Origin of the sequence: Pseudomonas sp. AN3A02 (assembly GCF_011765255.1) — a bacterium.
In the GTDB taxonomy this organism is placed as follows: Bacteria; Pseudomonadota; Gammaproteobacteria; order Pseudomonadales; family Pseudomonadaceae; genus Aquipseudomonas.
The window spans coordinates 459,035-475,465 of sequence record NZ_JAARNI010000003.1 but is presented as its reverse complement, the minus strand read 5'-3'; the positions used below and the strand labels follow the sequence as shown (position 1 = coordinate 475,465).

Here is a 16,431-nt window from a genome sequence, read left to right as displayed (position 1 = left end):
TGGGGGAGAGTCTGGCGGGCGCTTAAGGGGACTTTATGAAGGGAATGTGGAGACTGTGTGGAGATGCAGTTTCACCTGCACGCCACCGGGCACGTTGCCGATCTGCAGTGAGCCGCCGTGCAGCTTCATCACCTCTTCGACAAAATTGAGCCCAAGGCCGGTGCTCTTGCGCCCGCTGGACGGGCGCGGCAGGGAATAGAAACGCTCGCTGAGGCGCGGCAAGGCGTATTCGGGAATCGGCTCGGCCTGGTTGAACAGGGTGAATTCGATGCCGTCACTCAAGGCCTTGGCGCTGAACCGCAAGGCGCCACCGGGCGGGGTGAAATCCAGGGCGTTTTCCAGCAGATTTCCCAGGGCCTGACGCAGCAGGAACGGCTCGCCGTACACCTGCACATCCGCCGCAATCGCCTGCTCAACCTGCAACCCTGCACCTTCGATGCGCGCGCATTGAGCCTTGAGCACTTCGCTCACCAGCGCTGCCAGCGACAGGCTGCTCTGGTCTTCAAGGCCCTGGCGCTGCTCCACCTGAGCCAGGTTCAGCAGGCGTTCAATCAACTGCTGCAAGCGCGCACTTTCACTGTCGATATTGCCCACGAAACGCTGCTGCTGATCCCGGGACATGTCGCCCTGCAACAGCTCCGCCGCCCCGCGAATCGCCGCCAGCGGGCTTTTAAGTTCGTGGGTCAGGGTGTGCACATAACGCTCGACGTACGCCTTGCCTTCCAGCTGGGTGCGCATGTGCTCCACCGCAGTAGAAAGCTGCTCCAGCTCACCGCCGCGATAGTGCGGCAACTCGGCACGCCGGCCTTCGCTGACTGCCTGGGCATATGCCGTGAGCCGGCGCAGCGCGACACTCAACCACCACGACAACAACGCGCCAAACAACAGGCCGAGGCCAACCAGCCCGGCGCCGTACCACAGCAGCCGGTGTTCGGTGCGGTCCACGTAGGGCTGCAATGAGCTGTTGGGCTTGGCGACGGTGACCACGCCGATGATCTGCCCGTTATCGCGGATCGGCGCGCCGACGTGCATCACCGACGAAGCGGGGTCGTCCAGTTCGCTGCGGGTCGAGCGCGCACCATATTCGCCGCGCAGCGTCAGGTACACGTCATTCCACTTCGAGTAATCCTCGCCCACGGCCTCGCCGCTGGAGTCCAGCAACACGATGCCCTTGGCGTCGGTGACGTAGATGCGGTGGTTGACCTGGTTTTTCGGCAGGCCCCAAATGTTGGCGCCGGGCTGGCGTTCGCCGTAGGCCTTGAGCAGCTCGGGCCAATGGCTCTGGCCGAGGGTGCCGTTCTTCACATCCTCGCGCAGGATTTCCGCCAGCAGGTTGGCGGTGTCCACCAGGGTTTCCTCGGTGGACTGGCGCACACCGGGGCGGATTTCCTTCATCACGGTGCTGAGTACGAAATAGCCGGTCAGGCCGATAAACAGCGCATAGACCAGGAAGAACCGGATCCCCAGGCGCATCAGCTGTTGCCCGGGCTGTAGCTGTAGCCAAGGCCGCGATGGGTCTGGATCGGTTCAGACTCAGGCGCCACCGTGCGCAATTTGCTGCGAACACTTTTGATATGGCTGTCGATATTGCGCTCGTAGCCTGCATCGGCCGCCACGCCCACCGCATCCAAAAGTTGCTCGCGGCTGAACACCCGCTCGGGTTGCTCCAACAAGCTTTGCAGCAAGCGAAATTCATGGCGCGTAAGGTTAAGCGGCTGCCCGCGATAACTGATCTGCATACGCTCCAGGTCCACCTGGAACACGGCCGGAGCCACACCGGGGCCAACCCGCTTGAGGATCGCCCGAACCCGGGCTGCCACTTCGCGCGGGCTGAACGGCTTGACCACATAGTCGTCAGCGCCGATCTCCAGGCCCACCACGCGGTCGATCTCGCCGTCCCGGGCGCTGAGGAACATCACCGGCACTTCGCTGAAGCGCCGCAGTTGTTTGCAGGTTTCAAAGCCGGTGATATCCGGCAGGCCGATGTCGAGGATGATCAGGTCGGCCGGGGTTTGCCGCTGATGGGCCAGCGCCGCCTGGCCGAGGCTCAGCCAGGTGGTGGTGAAGCCCTCGCCTTGCAGGGCAAAAATCAGCGTGTCGGCGATAGCCGCTTCGTCTTCGACAATCAGGATATGCGCCATGGTGGTCCGTCAGCAGTCCGGTTTGTCCGCAGTGTAACGGCGAGCCGGGTTTACCGCAGCGCCGAATTCACGCAGGGCCTTGGCGCCGATCAGCAGCGGATAGTTGAAGCTGCTGCGGTCGGTGAGGTTGACCTCGACGGTGCGCTTGACGTTGCCCAGGCACATTTCCAGGTCGATCACCGGGCGCTTGGCCACGGTGGCTTCGTCCTTGTCGTCATCTTCGTCGGCACGGCTTTTGATTTTGCTGATGCGCGACACCTTGTGCTCGTAGACCTTGTTGGTGGCGTCCTTGCCGCCGAGGCGGAAGCGCACCCAGTCGTCGCCATCACGGGTGAAGGTTTCGATGTCCCGGGCCGACAGCGAGGCGGTCAGCGCGCCGGTGTCCATCTTGGCCTTGAAGGTCTCGCCGATTTCCGGCAGTTGGATGTATTCGTAGCGACCGTAGAGGGTCGGCTCGGCGGCCATGACAGGCAAGGCCACGAGTGCTAGCAGGGCAAGGATGGATTTCACGTAGGAGGTTTCCTTGAAATAGATGGGCCAATTCTAGACTGCAAAATCGCCGCTTAGTTAGATCACAGAGCATACCCAGCCCGCTGTGAAACATTCGTCAGCTTATTTGCGATTTGGCCTCTAGACCCAAGCTGCTTATCATGGCGGGCCAAAATGATTCCAAGAGTTACTTATGCGCCGCCTGCTCACCGGCTGTTTCGTCACATTGCTGCTATTGCTCAACACCTTGGTGCTGTTCGGGCCGTTGATGGTGTTTGCCCTGCTCAAGCTGGTGGCGCCCGGTCGCTTGCGCGACTACGCCTCCTGGGCCGTCATGTGGATCGCCGAGACCTGGGCCGAGATCGACAAGCTGATCTTCGCCCTGTGCATCCCCACCCAATGGGACATTCGCGGCGGCGGCGACCTGCGAAGCGACACGTCCTACCTGGTGATCAGCAACCACCAATCCTGGGTCGACATCCCCGCACTGATCCAGGCCCTCAACCGGCGCACGCCGTTCTTCAAGTTCTTCCTGAAAAAGGAACTGATCTGGGTACCCTTCCTGGGCCTGGCCTGGTGGGCGCTGGATTACCCGTTCATGAAGCGCTACACCAAGGCATTCCTGGCCAAGCACCCGGAGCTGGCAGGCCAGGACCTGAAGATCACCAAGGAGGCCTGTGAGCTGTTCAAGCGCCAGCCGGTCACGGTGGTGAATTACCTGGAAGGCACGCGGTTCACCCCGGCCAAGCGCAAACAGCAGGATTCACCCTTCCAGCGCCTGCTCAAACCCAAGGCGGGTGGCGTGGCGTTCGTGCTCGCGGCGTTGGGTGAACAGCTGGATGCGGTGCTCGACGTCACCGTGGTTTATCCACAGGAAAACATTCCGGGCTTCTGGGACTTGATCAGTGGCGCAGTGCCGAAGGTGATCGTGGATATCCGCACCCGTGAACTGGATCCGGTGTTGTGGCGGGGGGATTACGAAAACGATCCGGCGTTTCGCCAGACCGTCCAGAACTGGGTCAACCAGCTCTGGAAGGAGAAGGATGCGCGCATCGCCCAACTGCGCGCAGAGCGGTCTTAGCCGCCAGTGCCCCAGGCCGAAGCCAGTTTGCCCAGCACCGACTCGCTGGCGCCTTGGCCGCCCAGGTATTTCAGGATAACCGGGGCAAACTGACCAACCATCCCACTGTCCATGCCCAGCGCACTGAACGCGGTGTTCAGGTCGTTGGTGTTCTTAACGTTACCCAGCACGCCGTCCAGACCCGAAGTCTTGCTGCCGCCGCTCTGGCCGAGCATGCCGCTCAGGGCGCCAAGGCTGCCCAGGGAGTTGCTGCCGGAGAGCTTGTCCAACCCAGGTACGCTCTGGGTCAGTTGCGAGTAATCACCGCCACCCAATTTATTCTTGGCCAGGCCCAGCATCGCGCCGGTACCGCCGACGGCCTGCTCTGGGGTCACGTTCAGTTGCGAGGTCAGGGCGCCCAGCAAGCCGGCGGTCTGTGAGGTCGGCGCAGCCGCTGCTGCCTTGTCGCCACCCTGTGCGCCTGAAACGGCATTGGCTACGTCGCCTAGGCTGAAACCTGCCGCAAACACCGGGCTGGCCGCCACGGTCAACAGGCAGGACAGGGCAAAACCGCGTGAAATCTTCATCAAGACAACCTCTGAAAGTAAGCGCTAAAAGCAGGGGTTTGACTGGGTGTTACGAAAGATTGTTCCCACCTCACAGATTAGTTCAGAAAACCACTGCATCCGAACTGCCCTGCGCTGCGTATATCCACCACGAGTCGCGCGGAGGTCGATGGAATGAATGCCCAAGCTGGACTAACCTCAGCCTGCCCTCTTTACCGTGCGCCGTCACATCGCCCTGATGCAAGCGCCTGGAGAAGCCCCATTTCGACCCTCGATGCAGATCAGCTACGGCAATTGCTGGCCCAGTGCTCCCTGGGTAACCGCCAGGCGTTCGAAACGCTCTACCGCAGCGTTTCCCCGCGTTTGCACGGTGTCGCCCTGCGGTTCATGGGTCGCCGGGACCTGGCTGAAGAAGTCTTGCAGGAAAGCTTCGTGCGCATCTGGTTCAACGCCTCGCGGTATGAAGCCCACTTGTCGGCGCCGCTGACCTGGATGATCAACATCACCCGCAACCTGGCCATCGACCAGTTACGCAAACACCGCGAACAACCCTTGGGCGACGGCCAGCAAGATGCCATGGCCGACGAAAGCCCCAGCGCTCATGAATTGCTCGACAGCGAGCGCGAAGCCCACGCCCTGAACCGCTGCCTCGACAGCCTCGAAGGCATGCAGCGTCAATCGATCACCGTGGCTTACTTCCAGGGCTTGTCCTGCTCGGAGTTGGCCGACCACTTGGCCGCGCCGCTGGGCTCGGTCAAATCCTGGATTCGCCGCGGCATGGAGCGCTTGCGCAGGTGCCTTGAATCATGAACTACCAGACCACCTCCCTGCGCCGCGCCCTCGCGGCTGACTACGCCATCGGGCTGATGCCTGCCACCGCTCGTCGGCGCTTTGACGCACTGTTGCTGGACGATGCCGCGCTGCGCGTTGAGCTGGGACACTGGCAGGACGCCCTCGCCAGCCTCACCGGGCCGCTGCCTGAACGGCCGGTGCCGGATCACGTGTGGGAAGGCATCAAGGCACGCATTGAACCGCAAGTGCTGCATATGCCAGCGAAGAAGCCGTTCTGGATGAACCTGCGGTTGCTGGTGGTGGCGTGCGGGGTGGTGATCGTGGTGTTGGTGGGTGTGTTGTACCAGCGCGATCTTGGGGTGGAATACAACGCCACCCTGGTTGCGGCTAACCAGCAGCCTGCGCTGAAGATCCAGGCCTATGCGGACCATCTGCAGGTTGAACCGCTGGCCTTGGCGGCCGTGGAACCCGCTCGGGACCTGGAGCTGTGGGCAATTCCCAAGGGCGGCAAACCGATCTCTCTCGGGCTGGTGCCGGTCTCGGGTAAAGGCCGGATCCAGTTGAGCAAAGAACACCAGGCGCTCCTGACGGCGCCGCTGACGCTGGCAGTGAGCCTTGAGCCCCAAGGTGGTTCGCCGACCGGACAACCCACCGGGCCGGTGCTGTATCAGGGCCAATTGGCATCACTCTGATTCGAGGCCCAAGGCGGCGGTTGAGGAACCGATCGCCGTTACTTGGGTCCATGAAAGACTACAAAACATGTCAGGAAGAGCCAAATGACTGCAATCAACCCCCAAGTGATTGAGCACAAGCCTTCATTTTGGAGCCGCCCGCGCCTGTTCGTCGGCGCTTGTTTGGTGGTAGTCGCCGGTGTCGGCGGCGCGCTTTATACCCAGGACAGCGTCAAGTCTGCCGCACTGCTGGTGAACACCACCCAGCAACCAGCCGCGCAGATCGTGGCCCACAAGGATTACCTCGAAGTGCAGCCGATTGCCGCCACGGCACCGGCCCCGGACCAAAGCCTGGAGCTGTGGGCCGTCCCGGCTGACGGTACGCCGGTGTCGCTGGGCCTGTTGCCGGAAGACGGCAAAGGCATTATTGGCATCAACCCGCGCCAGCAGGAGTCGATCAGCAAACCGGTGACGCTGATGGTCAGTTCGGAAACCAAGGGCGGCTCGGTAACCAAGCAGCCGACGGGGCCAACGGTGTATCAGGGGGCTTTGGCGATTCGCTGAGTGACCCACCCAACCGCAGATGCAAAAAAGGCGACCCCAAGGTCGCCTTTTTATTTGCCCGCGATTTAAGCCGCGCTGAACAACTTGTGCGGATCGATCACAAACTTCTTCGGCACACCCGCATCGAACTCGCCGTAGCCACGTGGCGCGTCATCCAGGCTGATGACTTCCACGCCTACAATGTCGGCAATCTTGATGCGGTCCCACATGATCGCCTGCATCAGCTGACGGTTGTACTTCATCACCGGCGTCTGCCCGGTGTGGAAGCTGTGGGACTTGGCCCAACCCAGGCCAAAGCGGATGCTCAGGCTGCCCATTTTCGCGGCAGCATCCACCGCACCCGGGTCTTCAGTCACATACAGGCCCGGGATGCCGATTTTGCCGGCCACCCGCACCACGCCCATCAATGAGTTGAGCACGGTGGCCGGAGCCTCGTGCTTAACGCCGTCATGCCCGTGGCCGCGCGCTTCAAAGCCCACCGCATCCACCGCGCAATCCACTTCCGGCTCGCCGAGCAGCGCGGCGATTTGTTCGTGCAGTGGGGTGTCGGTGGACAGGTCGGCGATTTCAAAACCCTGGGCCTTGGCGTGGGCCAGGCGGATCGGGTTGACGTCGCCGATGATCACTACCGCAGCGCCCAATAGACGTGCTGAAGCGGCCGCAGCCAGGCCGACCGGGCCGGCACCGGCAATGTAGACCGTGCTGCCTGGACCAACGCCCGCAGTGACCGCACCGTGGTAGCCGGTCGGGAGAATGTCGGAGAGGCACGTCAGGTCACGGATTTTCTCCATGGCCTTGTCGCGGTCCGGCAGTTTCAGCAGGTTGAAATCGGCGTAAGGCACCAACACGTATTCGGCTTGGCCGCCGGTCCAATCGCCCATATCGACGTAGCCATAAGCACCGCCCGGACGGGCCGGGTTGACGCTCAGGCACACACCGGTGTGTTGTTCTTTGCAGGAGCGGCAGAGGCCGCAGGCAACGTTGAACGGTACCGAGACCAGGTCGCCGATTTTCAGGTTTTCGACGCCGCTGCCCTTCTCGATCACTTCACCGGTGATTTCGTGGCCCAGGACCAGGCCGGTCTGGGCAGTGGTACGGCCGCGCACCATGTGTTGGTCGGAGCCGCAGATGTTGGTGGAAACCACGCGCAGGATGACGCCGTGCTCAATCTTCCTGCCACGGGGGTCCTGCATTTTGGGATAGTCGATTTTCTGTACTTCGACCTTGCCGTTGCCGAGATACACGACACCACGATTACCAGACATGCTTTCACCTCGCTGTTGTTTTTATGAAACCGCGTTGCCCAGGCAGGCAGCGCGTTAAAGTGCTCGGGTACAGATGCTGTTTTTGCGTTGTTAGTAAGGGCCTCTTCGCGAGCAAGCCCGCTCCCACAGTTGACCGAGTCCTACCTTTGAAATGCGGTCGAATGTGGGAGCGGGCTTGCTCGCGAAGGCGTCCATCAGAGCACCACTGTTCGATTGGCGTTCAGAAACACCCGCCGCTCAATGTGATACCCCACGGCCCGGGCCAGGGTCAGGCCTTCGATATCCCGCCCCTTGGCAATCAAGTCTTCCGGATAGTGACTGTGGTCCACCACCTCAACGCCCTGGGCGATGATCGGGCCTTCGTCCAAATCGTTGTTGATGTAGTGCGCGGTAGCGCCCACCAGTTTCACGCCCTTGTTGTAGGCCTGGTGATACGGCTTGGCGCCCTTGAAACCGGGCAGCAGGGAGTGGTGGATGTTGATGGCTTTACCATCGAGCTTGCGGCACAGCTCCGGCGACAGCACTTGCATGTAGCGCGCAAGGATCACCAGCTCAGCGCCCGACTCTTCGATCACCTGCCACACCTGGCGCTCTTGGGACGGCTTGTCGTTGGGGTCCAAGGGAAAGTGGTAATAGGGAATCTGATGCCAGTCGGCCAGGGGCTTGAGGTCCGGGTGGTTGGAGACCACGGCGACCACGTCCATCGACAGTTGGCCGATGCGCTGGCGGTAGAGCAGATCGTTGAGGCAGTGATCGGCCTTGGAGACCATGATCACCACTTTCGGCCGGTAGTTCGGCGCGGTCAGTTCGAAGATCATGCCGAACGCTTCACCGCGGGTGGCCAGGCCATCGCGGAAGCCTTGTTCGTCAAAACCGTCGGGCTGGCGAAACTCCACGCGGATGAAGAAACGGCCCGAAAGGCGGTCATCAAACGAGTGGTGCTCAGTGACGTAGCAGCCCTGCTCGAACAGATAGCGGGTCACCGCGTCCACCGTGCCGAGCACGCTGGGGCAGTCGGCGGTCAAAATCCATGTATCGGGTACGCGGCTCATATTCGAATCCTCAGGCCTTTGTGGCGAGGGGGCTTGTCCCCCGTTGGGCTGCGAAGCAGCCCCAAAACCTGCCATTCGGTTGTTTTCAGAAAAAATGCGCTGACCTTATTGGGACCGCTGCGCGCTCCAACGGGGGACAAGCCCCCTCGCCACAACAGCGTTCACTCCATCAAGCTTCCACGCTTAAACCATACTCAGCCGCCGCGTCCTGCAACCACAGCCACCAGTAATCCGAGAAGCTGCGACGAATCAACAGCTCCCAGGTGTCTTCAGCGGTATGACGAATCACCAACTGCGACTTGGCGAACACCGTACCCACGGCCTTGCCCACCGGGAAGCTGTCGGGGTGTACGTCGTAGCTGGTGGATTTCATCAGCACGTCACGCACGTTGGGGCCGCTGAGTTCGAGGATCTGCTGGCCGCCGCTGACGTTGACGATCTGGATATGCAAATCACCCAGCGCCTCACGCAGGCTTTTTTCGGCGGCGAATTCTTCACCGCTCGGCACCACCAGCAGCCACTCATCCGGGCCCAGCCATTGCAGGCTGGTTTCACCCTTGACGATGACTTGCAACGCGCCGGGCAACTCGATGCCCAGGGCTTTGTGCACGCCGGCGGCGAAGGCTGCGTCGTGACCATCGCCACGAATGGTCAGGTGTCCGAGGAGTTTCTTTTCACGCACGGTCACGCCGGCGCTCTTGCGGCCCTTGCCCAACAGGCTGGCGAGGTCGGCATGGTGCAGCGACGACTCGGCCTTGGCTCCGGAGGTGGGGCGTTGTTGGTAAACATTGGCTGCTGTCATAAAGCACCTTTCTGAATTCTGTGATCGTTCCCACGCTCTGCGTGGGAATGCCGCCATGGACGCTCTGCGTCCGCTCTTGGGGCGCAGAGCGCCCCGGGATGCATTCCCACGCGGAGCGTGGGAACGATCAGGTGTCAGATGTTCTGGCGGTCGCCTTTAGGGTCAAAGAACACCGAAGAAACAATCTCCGCCTCGATCACGCTGCCATCCGCCAACGGGGCAAACACCCGCTCGCCGATGCGCTTCAAGCCGCCCTTCACCACGCCCATGGCAAACGAATAACCGAGGGAGTTGTGGGCGTAGCTTGAGGTCACGTGGCCGACCATCTTCATCGGGATCGTCTGCTTGGTGTCGAACACCAGTTGCGCGCCTTCCGGCAGCCACACGTTCGGGTCAATCGGCTTGAGTCCGACAAGCTGCTTGCGGTCTTCACGCACGCAATCTTCACGATTCATCCCGCGCCAGCCGAGCCACGAGAACGGTTTGGTGCGGCCTACACACCAGCCCATGTTCAGGTCGTCCGGGGTCATCGAGCCGTCGGTATCCTGGCCAACGATGATGAAACCCTTCTCGGCCCGCAGCACGTGCATGGTCTCGGTGCCGTATGGAGTCAGGTTGTACTTTTTACCAGCCTCGACGATTTTCTCGAGCACGCCCATGGCGTAGTCGGCCTGCACGTTGACTTCGTACGACAGCTCACCGGTAAACGAAATCCGGAACACCCGCGCCGGCACGCCGCCTACCAGGCCTTCTTTCCAGGTCATGAACGGGAAGCCGTCCTTGTCCAGGTCGATGTCGGTGACTTCGCTCAACAGCTTGCGGCTGTTGGGGCCGGACAAGGTCATGGTTGCCCAGTGATCGGTGACCGAGGTGAAGTACACCTTGAGGTCTGGCCATTCAGTCTGCTGGTAGATTTCCAGCCACTGCAGTACGCGTGCTGCGCCGCCGGTGGTGGTGGTCATCAGGAAGTGATTGTCGGCGAGGCAGGCGGTGACGCCGTCGTCGAAGACCATACCGTCTTCCTTGCACATCAGGCCGTAGCGGGCCTTGCCCACGTCGAGCTTGGTCCAGGCGTTGCTGTAGATGCGGTTGAGGAACTCGCGGGCATCCGGGCCCTGAATGTCGATCTTGCCGAGGGTGGACGCGTCCAGCAGGCCGACGCTGTCGCGCACGGCCAGGCATTCGCGTTTCACGGCGGCGTGCAGGTCTTCACCGTTGCGCGGGAAGTACCATGGGCGTTTCCACTGGCCGACGTCTTCAAACTCGGCGCCGTTTTTCACGTGCCAGGCTTGCAGCGCGGTGTAGCGTACCGGCTCGAAGATGTGCCCACAGTGCCGGCCCGCTACTGCGCCGAACGTCACCGGCGTGTAGTTGGGACGGAACATGGTGGTGCCCATCTGCGGGATGGTCACGTTCAGCGAACGGGCCGCGATGGCCAGGCCGTTGACGTTGCCGAGCTTGCCCTGGTCGGTGCCGAAGCCCAGTGCGGTGTAGCGCTTGACGTGCTCTACCGACTCGAAACCTTCGCGGGTGGCGAGTTCGATGGCGGCGGCGGTGACGTCGTTTTGCAGGTCGACAAATTGCTTCGGCGCCCGTGCGGTAGCTTTCTCGTGAGGCACCTGGAACAGCGCCAGGGTCGGCTCTTCCAGACGGCTCAAGGCTTTGGGCAGCGTACCTTCCACCGGTGCGAAACCGGCTTCGCTGGCTGCGCGCACGCCACCTTCAAAACCGTCAGCCAGGGAGTCGCCTAGGCCGTAGACGCCATTGATCCCACCGACGCACACGCGTTTCTGCGGTGCTTCGCCCGGCACAAAACCGAGGATGTCTTCACGCCAGGTCGGCTTTCCGCCCAGGTGCGAGGCCAGGTGAACCACCGGGCTATAACCGCCGGAGCTGGCGACCAGGTCGCAGTCCAGCCATTCGCCGGGGCTGGTGACTTTGTGGGCTTTGACATCGATGGCGGCCACGCGGGCGCCGGTCACGTGCTTGCTGCCACGGGCTTCGATCACGGCGCTGCCGGTGAGGATGCGGATGCCTTTGGCGCGAGCTTCTTCAACCAATGCACCGCGCGGGTTGTGGCGCGCATCCGCCACAGCTACTACGGAAAGACCGGCGTCAAACCAGTCCAGTGCCACGCGGTAGGCGTGGTCGTTGTTGGTCGACAGCAACAGCTTCTTGCCCGGCGCCACACCGTAGCGGCGCACATAAGTGGAGACCGCACCGGCCAGCATGTTGCCCGGCACGTCGTTGTTGCCGTACACCAGCGGACGTTCACACGCGCCAGTCGCCAGCACCACGCGCTTGGCGCGAATCCGGTGAATACGCTGACGCACCTGGCCAATCGGCGCACGGTCACCAAGGTGGTCGGTAAGACGCTCGTGAATGGTCAGGAAGTTATGGTCGTGGTAGCCGTTAACGGTGGCGCGAGGCAGCAGCACCACGTCCGGCAGGGATTCCAGCTCAGCAATAACACTGGCAACCCACTCGGCCGCCGGCTTGCCATCGAGGCTTTCACGGGAGTCCAGCAAGGAACCGCCGAACTCTTCCTGCTCGTCCGCGATGATCACCCGTGCGCCACTGCGGGCAGCGGCCAATGCAGCGGACAGGCCGGCAGGGCCAGCGCCCACAATCAGCACGTCGCAATGACGGTTCATGTAGTCGTAGGTGTCCGGATCGTTCTCGGTCGGCGAGCGGCCAAGACCAGCGGCCTTACGGATGTACTTCTCGTAAGTCATCCAGAACGATTGCGGGTACATGAAGGTTTTGTAGTAGAAACCCGGTGGCATCAGCTTGCCGCCGACCTTGCCGAGAATGCCCATCATGTCGTTGTTCACGCTCGGCCAGCCGTTGGTGCTGGTGGCGACCAAACCCTGGTACAGCGCCTGTTGCGTGGCACGCACGTTAGGGATTTGCGTGGCTTCGGTAGCGCCGATCTGCAACACCGCATTCGGCTCTTCGGCACCGGCGGCAAAGATGCCGCGCGGGCGGGAATACTTGAAGCTGCGACCGATGATGTCGACGCCGTTGGCCAGCAGTGCGGCGGCCAATGTATCGCCTTCAAAGCCTTTGTAGCTCTGGCCGTTGAAGGTAAAGCTCAGGGCTTTGTTACGGTCGATGCGGCCACCGTTGGACAGGCGATTGATCTGGCTCATACCTTCTCTCCAGAAGCCTTGGCGGTGAATTGCGGCTTGCTGCCAATCTTGTAGGTTTCAAGAATTTCGTAGGTCACGGTGTCGCGGGTCGCGTTGAAATACTGGCGGCAACCGGCGGCGTGAATCCACAGTTCGTGGTGCAGACCGCGCGGGTTGTCGCGGAAGAACATGTAGTCGCCCCACTGCTCGTCGGTGCAGGTGTTCGGGTCCAGCGGGCGCGGGATGTGCGCTTGGCCGGACGCGTGGAATTCCTCTTCGGAGCGCAGTTCGCCACAGTGAGGACAGAAGATATGCAACATAGGGAATTTCTCCTGTTAGTGGGCGACGGCCGCAGCGCCGTGTTCGTCGATCAGTGCACCGTTGTGGAAACGGTCGATGGAGAATGGAGCAGCCAATGGGTGCATTTCACCCTTGGCTAGGCTGGCGGCAAATACGTTGCCTGAGCCTGGAGTGGCCTTGAAGCCACCGGTGCCCCAACCGCAGTTGAAGAACATGTTCGGGACCGGGGTCTTGGAGATGATCGGGCACGCGTCCGGCGTGGTGTCGACGATGCCGCCCCACTGGCGGTTCATGCGCACGCGGGACAGCACCGGGAACATCTCGACGATGGCCTGGATGGTGTGTTCGATCACCGGGTACGAGCCGCGCTGGCCATAGCCGTTGTAGCCGTCGATACCGGCGCCGATCACCAGGTCGCCCTTGTCGGACTGGCTGATGTAGCCGTGCACGGCGTTGGACATGATCACGCTGTCGATGATGGGTTTGATCGGCTCCGACACCAACGCTTGCAGCGGGTGGGATTCGATTGGCAGGCGGAAGCCCGCCAGCGAAGCCATGTGGCCGGAGTTACCGGCCGTCACCACGCCGACGCGCTTGGCGCCGATGAAGCCTTTGTTGGTTTCCACGCCGATGCACACGCCGTTTTCCTTGCGGAAACCGATGACTTCGGTCTGTTGGATCAGGTCTACGCCCAGTGCGTCAGCGGCGCGGGCAAAGCCCCAGGCCACGGCATCGTGACGGGCCACGCCGCCGCGACGTTGCACGGTGGCGCCGAGTACTGGGTAGCGGGTGTTCTTGGAGCAGTCGAGGTACGGAATCTCGTCGGCCACTTGTTTGGCGTTGAGCAGTTCACCGTCGACGCCGTTGAGGCGGTTGGCGCTGACGCGACGCTCGGAGTCACGGATGTCTTGCAGGGTGTGGCACAGGTTGTAGACGCCACGCTGGGAGAACATCACGTTGTAGTTCAGGTCCTGAGACAAACCTTCCCAAAGTTTCATCGCGTGTTCGTACAGGTGCGCCGATTCGTCCCACAGGTAGTTGGAACGCACGATGGTGGTGTTGCGCGCGGTGTTACCGCCGCCCAGCCAGCCTTTCTCGACCACGGCCACGTTGGTGATGCCGTGTTCTTTGGCCAGGTAGTAAGCGGTTGCCAGACCATGCCCGCCGCCGCCGACGATGACCACGTCGTAGACCTTTTTAGGGGTGGGCGTGCGCCACATTTTCTGCCAGTTTTCGTGGTGGCTGAGTGAGTGCTTGAAGAGGCCGAAGCCCGAGTAGCGTTGCATAGTCATTACTCCAAAACCGCGCTCAGCGATAAACCGGGAAATCAGCGCACAGGGCGGTCACATGCCTGGCGACGTTGGCCTCTACATCGGCGTCGCCGAGGTTGTCGAGGATGTCGCAGATCCAGCCGGCCAGCTCCAGGCATTGGGTCACTTTGAAGCCACGTGTGGTCACCGCCGGCGTGCCGATGCGCAGGCCCGAAGTCACGAAGGGCGACTGCGGGTCGTTAGGCACGGCGTTCTTGTTGACGGTGATATGGGCGCGACCAAGGGCAGCGTCGGCTTCTTTGCCGGTGAGGCCCTGACGGATCAGGCTGACCAGGAACAAGTGGTTATCGGTGCCGCCGGACACTACATCGTAGCCGCGTTTGATAAACACGCCGGCCATGGCCTGGGCGTTGTCGATCACTTGCTGCTGATAGGCCTTGAAACCCGGCTCCTGGGCTTCCTTGAAGCACACCGCCTTGCCGGCGATCACGTGCATCAGCGGGCCGCCCTGGGCACCCGGGAATACCGCAGAGTTGAGCTTCTTCTCAATTTCTTCGTTGGCACGGGCCAAAATCAGCCCGCCACGGGGACCACGCAGGGTCTTGTGGGTCGTGGTGGTGACCACATCGGCGTAGGGCAGCGGGTTCGGGTACAGACCAGCGGCCACCAGGCCGGCGACGTGGGCCATGTCGACGAACAGCAGCGCACCGACCTTGTCGGCAATCTGGCGGAAGCGCGGGAAATCCAGGGTCTTGGAGTATGCGGAGAAACCGGCCACGACCATCTTCGGCTTGTGCTCCACGGCCAGGCGCTCGACTTCGTCGTAGTCGATCAGGCCGGTGGCGGTGTCGATGCCGTATTGCACCGCGTTGTACAGCTTGCCCGAGGACGACACTTTGGCGCCGTGGGTCAGGTGGCCGCCGTGGGCCAGGCTCATGCCGAGGATGGTGTCACCGGCGTTCAGCAGCGCCAGGTACACCGCGCTGTTGGCGGACGAACCAGAGTGCGGCTGCACGTTGGCGTAGTCGGCGCCGAACAGCTGCTTGGCGCGTTCGATGGCCAGCACTTCCACTTTATCGACGTGCTCGCAGCCACCGTAGTAGCGCTTGCCCGGATAACCTTCGGCGTATTTGTTGGTGAGGCCGCTGCCCTGGGCTTCCATGACGCGCTTGCTGGTGTAGTTCTCTGACGCGATCAGCTCGATATGATCTTCCTGGCGCTGCTCCTCGGCATTCATGGCCGCCAGCAGTGCATCGTCATAACCCTGGATCTGGTCTTGCTTGCTGAACATCGCGTCTCTCCCAGCGGCGGCGGTGCGCCAATCGTATTGTTGGGGCCGCCGCACGATGGAGGGGCCCTTTGATGCGATGGTAGGGCTGGCGCAGAGAGGTCAAATGCCTACGGACGCCACGCAAAGGTGCGTTTACGACATGGCCCCCGGCATTTGTAGGAGCGAGCTTGCTCGCGAAAAACCTGTGGGCGCCGCGCGCGTCCAGGCAGCCCTCGTTATCGTTGACGTTTTTCGCGAGCAAGCTCGCTCCTACAGGGGCCAGGCGATGAGCTTTCGAAGGAGCAGCAGCAGTAGGAAATGCGCAGGATAAAGCGCATACGCCCAGCGCCGCATGGCCGGCGGCGACACCTGCCTGGCCTGTCGCAACAAGACCAATCCGGCCAGTGGCGCAATCAGGCATGTCGCCAATCCCAGCATCGCCACCGGCGTGCCGCTATTGAGCAGGATCTGCCATTGATTGGCGGCCAGGCACACCACACCCGGCAGCACGCTGAAATACCACGGCCGGCGAAACACCAGCAGCATCGCCAACGGCAGCAGCACGCCAAAAAAGCCGAACATCAACTGCGCCGAAAACAACCCCGCCAAAACCAGCGCGATCAACGCCAATCCTCGATCAATTGCCGCCTTCTGCTGCCATCCCCGGGCAACCAGCAAGCCCAGCGCCAAGGTCGGCAGGACGTTCAGCGTATCGGCGTCGTCAATAAACATCCGGTACGGCACTTCGCTGATCACACTGAACAGCAGCAACCAGCCCAGATAGCGCCACTGCCCGGTCACCGGCGCGTCCTTGACCCGATGCAGATTCGCTGCAATCGCCAGGCAAAACCACGGGAACGCCAGGCGGCCCGGCACATACAGCCCGTCCAGACTCAAACCGACATACCGCAGGTGGTCCAGCACCATACTCAGCAGCGCCAGCCACTTGAGCAGGTCCAAGGCGCCATCGCGGACGCGGCTTACAGGAACGCTTTCAGAACCGTGCATAATTCCCCAATGACTTTGCATTAACAGTGCGTGCGCCCGCCCGACAATC

16 protein-coding genes are annotated in these 16,431 nt (G+C 61.9%); 4 read left to right on the top strand and 12 right to left on the bottom strand.

Annotation, left to right across the window (positions count from 1 at the left end):
- Positions 1 to 33: 33 nt before the first annotated feature.
- Genes creC through HBJ59_RS16705 form a run of 3 tightly spaced genes read right to left on the bottom strand, consistent with a single transcriptional unit; the run spans position 34 to position 2,651 of the window.
- Positions 34 to 1,473 (bottom strand): two-component system sensor histidine kinase CreC, encoded by a 1,440-nt coding sequence (gene creC, locus HBJ59_RS16715; protein WP_167664147.1) that lies wholly within the window; start codon positions 1,471 to 1,473, stop codon positions 34 to 36.
- Positions 1,473 to 2,141, bottom strand: coding sequence for a two-component system response regulator CreB (gene creB / locus HBJ59_RS16710; RefSeq protein WP_076017845.1), 669 nt, complete (start codon positions 2,139 to 2,141; stop codon positions 1,473 to 1,475). Before creB ends, creC begins: the two co-directional genes overlap by 1 nt.
- Before the next feature lie 9 nt (positions 2,142 to 2,150).
- Positions 2,151 to 2,651, bottom strand: coding sequence for an ATP-dependent zinc protease (locus HBJ59_RS16705; protein ID WP_076017844.1), 501 nt, complete (start codon positions 2,649 to 2,651; stop codon positions 2,151 to 2,153).
- Positions 2,652 to 2,823: 172 nt separating this feature from the next.
- On the opposite strand from HBJ59_RS16705, the gene HBJ59_RS16700 reads away from it, so the two are divergent.
- Entirely contained in the window at positions 2,824 to 3,711 is an 888-nt protein-coding gene (locus tag HBJ59_RS16700) for an acyltransferase (protein WP_167664146.1), read from the top strand.
- Here HBJ59_RS16700 and HBJ59_RS16695 read toward each other — a convergent pair.
- The gene (locus tag HBJ59_RS16695) at positions 3,708 to 4,277 is read right to left on the bottom strand and encodes a DUF2780 domain-containing protein (RefSeq protein ID WP_076017842.1); all 570 of its coding nucleotides are present in this window, start codon (positions 4,275 to 4,277) and stop codon (positions 3,708 to 3,710) included. The two genes, HBJ59_RS16700 and HBJ59_RS16695, sit on opposite strands and share 4 nt — an antisense overlap.
- 153 nt (positions 4,278 to 4,430) lie before the next feature.
- Between HBJ59_RS16695 and HBJ59_RS16690 the strand changes: the two genes are divergently transcribed.
- The 3 genes from HBJ59_RS16690 (at position 4,431) to HBJ59_RS16680 (ending at position 6,283) form a co-directional block, all read left to right on the top strand.
- Positions 4,431 to 5,066 (top strand): sigma-70 family RNA polymerase sigma factor, encoded by a 636-nt coding sequence (locus tag HBJ59_RS16690; RefSeq protein WP_076017841.1) that lies wholly within the window; start codon positions 4,431 to 4,433, stop codon positions 5,064 to 5,066.
- A complete protein-coding gene (locus HBJ59_RS16685; protein WP_167664145.1) occupies positions 5,063 to 5,740 on the top strand; it encodes an anti-sigma factor domain-containing protein in 678 nt (225 codons plus the stop codon). Before HBJ59_RS16690 ends, HBJ59_RS16685 begins: the two co-directional genes overlap by 4 nt.
- An 84-nt stretch (positions 5,741 to 5,824) precedes the next feature.
- Positions 5,825 to 6,283: an anti-sigma factor domain-containing protein gene (locus tag HBJ59_RS16680; protein WP_076017839.1), complete on the top strand. Its 459-nt coding sequence runs from the start codon at positions 5,825 to 5,827 to the stop codon at positions 6,281 to 6,283.
- A 65-nt stretch (positions 6,284 to 6,348) separates the two neighbouring features.
- Here the strand turns inward: HBJ59_RS16680 and fdhA are convergent, their stop codons facing one another.
- From fdhA to HBJ59_RS16640, 8 genes are all read right to left on the bottom strand, one after another.
- On the bottom strand, positions 6,349 to 7,548 hold the full coding sequence (gene fdhA, locus HBJ59_RS16675) for a formaldehyde dehydrogenase, glutathione-independent (RefSeq protein ID WP_076017836.1): 1,200 nt from the start codon (positions 7,546 to 7,548) through the stop codon (positions 6,349 to 6,351).
- 194 nt (positions 7,549 to 7,742) lie between these two features.
- Positions 7,743 to 8,600 carry a formyltetrahydrofolate deformylase gene (gene purU, locus HBJ59_RS16670; protein ID WP_167664144.1) on the bottom strand — a complete coding sequence of 286 codons (858 nt, stop codon included), beginning with the start codon at positions 8,598 to 8,600 and terminating at the stop codon, positions 7,743 to 7,745.
- 169 nt (positions 8,601 to 8,769) lie between these two features.
- Positions 8,770 to 9,402: a sarcosine oxidase subunit gamma gene (locus tag HBJ59_RS16665; protein ID WP_167664143.1), complete on the bottom strand. Its 633-nt coding sequence runs from the start codon at positions 9,400 to 9,402 to the stop codon at positions 8,770 to 8,772.
- A 134-nt stretch (positions 9,403 to 9,536) separates the two neighbouring features.
- Positions 9,537 to 12,554: a sarcosine oxidase subunit alpha gene (locus tag HBJ59_RS16660; RefSeq protein ID WP_167664142.1), complete on the bottom strand. Its 3,018-nt coding sequence runs from the start codon at positions 12,552 to 12,554 to the stop codon at positions 9,537 to 9,539.
- The gene (locus HBJ59_RS16655; protein ID WP_076017832.1) at positions 12,551 to 12,853 is read right to left on the bottom strand and encodes a sarcosine oxidase subunit delta; all 303 of its coding nucleotides are present in this window, start codon (positions 12,851 to 12,853) and stop codon (positions 12,551 to 12,553) included. Before HBJ59_RS16655 ends, HBJ59_RS16660 begins: the two co-directional genes overlap by 4 nt.
- Before the next feature lie 15 nt (positions 12,854 to 12,868).
- Positions 12,869 to 14,119, bottom strand: a complete 1,251-nt coding sequence (locus tag HBJ59_RS16650) for a sarcosine oxidase subunit beta (RefSeq protein ID WP_010207084.1) — start codon at positions 14,117 to 14,119, stop codon at positions 12,869 to 12,871.
- Positions 14,120 to 14,141: 22 nt separating this feature from the next.
- Positions 14,142 to 15,395, bottom strand: coding sequence for a serine hydroxymethyltransferase (gene glyA, locus HBJ59_RS16645; protein WP_167664141.1), 1,254 nt, complete (start codon positions 15,393 to 15,395; stop codon positions 14,142 to 14,144).
- 249 nt (positions 15,396 to 15,644) lie between these two features.
- Complete coding sequence (locus HBJ59_RS16640) at positions 15,645 to 16,382, bottom strand: TraX family protein (RefSeq protein ID WP_167664140.1); 738 nt, start codon at positions 16,380 to 16,382, stop codon at positions 15,645 to 15,647.
- Between the last annotated feature and the right edge of the window lie 49 nt (positions 16,383 to 16,431).